General features: G+C 73.7%; 4 protein-coding genes. 1 reads left to right on the plus strand and 3 read right to left on the minus strand.

The features are described from left to right. Window positions 1-9 precede the first annotated feature (9 nt). Window positions 10-942: a YihY/virulence factor BrkB family protein gene (locus H5J33_RS30160; protein WP_181797962.1), complete on the plus strand. Its 933-nt coding sequence runs from the start codon at window positions 10-12 to the stop codon at window positions 940-942. Between the two features lie 28 nt (window positions 943-970). Here H5J33_RS30160 and H5J33_RS30165 read toward each other — a convergent pair whose 3' ends face one another. From H5J33_RS30165 to H5J33_RS30175, 3 genes are all read right to left on the minus strand, one after another. Beyond that, window positions 971-1,720, minus strand: coding sequence for an SDR family oxidoreductase (locus H5J33_RS30165; protein ID WP_181797959.1), 750 nt, complete (start codon window positions 1,718-1,720; stop codon window positions 971-973). 73 nt (window positions 1,721-1,793) lie between these two features. Further along, the gene (locus H5J33_RS30170) at window positions 1,794-2,453 is read right to left on the minus strand and encodes a response regulator transcription factor (protein ID WP_181797960.1); all 660 of its coding nucleotides are present in this window, start codon (window positions 2,451-2,453) and stop codon (window positions 1,794-1,796) included. After that, window positions 2,450-2,734, minus strand: a 285-nt coding sequence (locus H5J33_RS30175) for a hypothetical protein (RefSeq protein ID WP_181797961.1), incomplete at its 5' end; no start/stop codon positions are given. The genes H5J33_RS30170 and H5J33_RS30175, both read right to left, overlap by 4 nt.

Genomic DNA, 2,734 nt, shown 5'->3' on the forward strand with positions numbered 1-2,734 from the left:
GCTCTTCCGATCCTGCCCCGGCGGGCCTGGGGCGGGGTGTTCCGGGGCGCGCTGCGCGAGTTCCGGGACGACGAGCTGACCGACCGGGCCGCGGCGCTCACCTACTACAGCGTCTTGTCCCTGTTCCCCGCCCTGCTGGTGCTGGTCTCCCTGCTGTCCGTCATGGGCCGGTCGACCACGGACCGGGTGCTGGCCAACGTCCGCAACCTCGCCCCCGGCCCCGCCCGGGACATCATCGTCCGGTCCGTGGGACAACTGCAGGACAAGGCCGGCGTCGGCTCGGTGATGGCGCTGGTCGGCATCGTGCTGGCAGTGTGGTCGGCGTCCGGCTACGTGGCCGCCTTCATCCGCGCCGCCAACGCCGTCTACGACATGCCCGAGGGCCGCCCGGTGTGGAAGATCCTCCCGGTGCGGGTGGGTGTCACGGTCGCCCTGATGGTGCTCTCCGTGGCCGGCGCGGTCATCGTGGTCTTCACCGGGGGCCTGGCCAAGCGCGCCGGGCAGGCGCTCGGCCTCGGCGACACGGCCCTGACGGCGTGGTCCATCGCGAAGTGGCCGGTGCTCGTCCTGCTGGTCACCGTCATGATCGCGATCCTGTACTGGGCGACCCCCAACGCCAAGGTCAGGGGCTTCAGGTGGATCACCCCGGGCAGCGTCCTCGCCCTGCTGATCTGGCTGGTGGCCTCCGCCGGCTTCGCGTTCTACGTCGCCGGTTTCGCCTCGTACAACAAGACCTACGGCGCGATGGCCGGCGTCATCGTCTTCCTGGTCTGGCTGTGGATCACCAACCTGGCCATCCTGCTGGGCCTGGAGTTCGACGCGGAGACCCTGCGGCAGCGGGCCATCGCCGGCGGCCACCCGCCCCACGCCGAGCCCTATGTGCGGCCGCGCGACACCCGGAAGTGGGACGAGGAGGACGTACGCCGCCTGGACCGGCCATGACGCGCACACCCTCCCCGGCCCGGCCGTCTCAGGCCGCGTAGCCGCCGTCCACCGAGAACTCCGCGCCCGTCACATAGGCCGCCTCCGGCCCGGCGAGGAACGCCACCATGGACGCCACCTCGTCGGCCGTGCCGAACCGGCCGAGAGCGGTCATGGCCGCCTGACCGGAGGCGTACGGGCCGTCCGCCGGGTTCATGTCGGTGTCGGTCGGGCCGGGATGCACCACGTTCGCCGTGATGCCGCGCCCGGCCAGCTCCCGCGCCAGCGCCTTCGTCAGCCCGACCACGGCGGACTTGCTCATCGCGTACAGCGTGGCCCCGGGCCCCGGCACCCGTGCGGTGAGACAGCTGCCGACGGTGATGATCCGCCCGCCGGATGCCATCACCCCGGCGGCGGACCGGGCCGCGAGGAACACACCCCGCACGTTCACCGCGAGGACCCGGTCGACGTCGGCGAGCGACAGGTTCTCCAGCGGCTCCATCACCCCGACGGCCGCGTTGGCCACCAGGACGTCCAGCCCGCCCAGTTCCCCGGCGGCCCGCCGTACCGCGTCCGCGGCCTCCGCCGCGTCCGCCGAGTCGGCGCGCAGGGCCAGCGCCCGCCGCCCCAGCGCCTCGATGTCCCGTACGACCGCGTCGGCCGCCTCCTTGTCGTGCACATATGTCAGGGCGACGTCCGCGCCCTCCCGGGCCAGCCGCCGGGCCGTCGCCGCGCCGATGCCCCGGCTGCCGCCGGTGACCAGGGCCGTCCCGCCGTTCAGAAGCTCTCGTGAAGTCATGTGTCCATCCCACCGTCCGGGCCGCGGGAGCACCGGCGGGGAACGGACATCGACCTGCCCGGGGCGGGTGCGGTCAGCCGGCCAGGGGGCCGCGCGGGCTGATCAGGCCGGTCTCGTAGGCGAGGATGGTGGCCTGGACCCGGTCGCGCAGCCCGAGTTTGGACAGCAGCGCGTTGACATGGCTCTTGACCGTGCCGGTGGTGACGCCGAGTTCGGCGCCGATCTCCGCGTTGGTCAGCCCGGAGGCGATCTTCAGCAGGACCTCGCGTTCCCGCTGGGTGAGCCGGCCCAGCGGTCCGCCGGCCACGGGCGGGGGAGGGGTGCTGCGGGCGAAGGTGTGGATGAGCCGGCCGGTCACGGCGGGCGCCAGGATGCCGTCGCCGGCCGCGACCACCCGGATCGCGGACAGCAGTTCGTCGGGCCGGGCGTCCTTCAGCAGGAACCCGGACGCCCCGGCCCGCAGCGCCTCGTACACGTACTCGTCGAGGTCGAACGTGGTGAGCACCAGCACCCGCGGTCCGCCGGACGGCGCGGTGATCAGCCGGGTTGCGGTGAGCCCGTCCATGCCCGGCATCCGGATGTCCATCAGGACGACGTCGGCCTCCCGTGCCGCGGCGAGCGACACGGCCGTCGCCCCGTCACCGGCCTCGGCCACCACGGTCAGATCGGGTTCGGCGTCCACGATGGCCGCGAATCCGGCGCGGACCACGGCCTGGTCGTCGACGACGATCACGCGTATGGCGACGGGAACACCTCCTGGACGGGGGCTCCGGGAGCCCCGGCCGGCAACGACACCCGTAGCGTACCGGCCGGTTCGCACACCATCCGCCCCTCACCGGCGGCGACCTGCACCCGCAGGCGTTCGGCGACCGGACCCGCGACGGCCAGCCGGACCCCGGTCACCGTGATCCGCAGGGTGCCGCGGCGGCGCCGCAGGGTCACCCGCGCCGGGCCCAGGTCGCCCGCGCCGAGCGCGGCCTCGACGATCCGGTACACCGACACCTGCGTGGACGG

It is taken from the genome of Streptomyces sp. WELS2, assembly GCF_013870595.1.
Classification (GTDB): Bacteria; Actinomycetota; Actinomycetes; order Streptomycetales; family Streptomycetaceae; genus Streptomyces.

Excerpts from the sequence above, each read along its gene's own strand:
- H5J33_RS30165 (WP_181797959.1), bottom strand. The coding sequence starts at position 1,720 with ATGACTTCACGAGAGCTTCTGAACGGCGGGACGGCCCTGGTCACCGGC.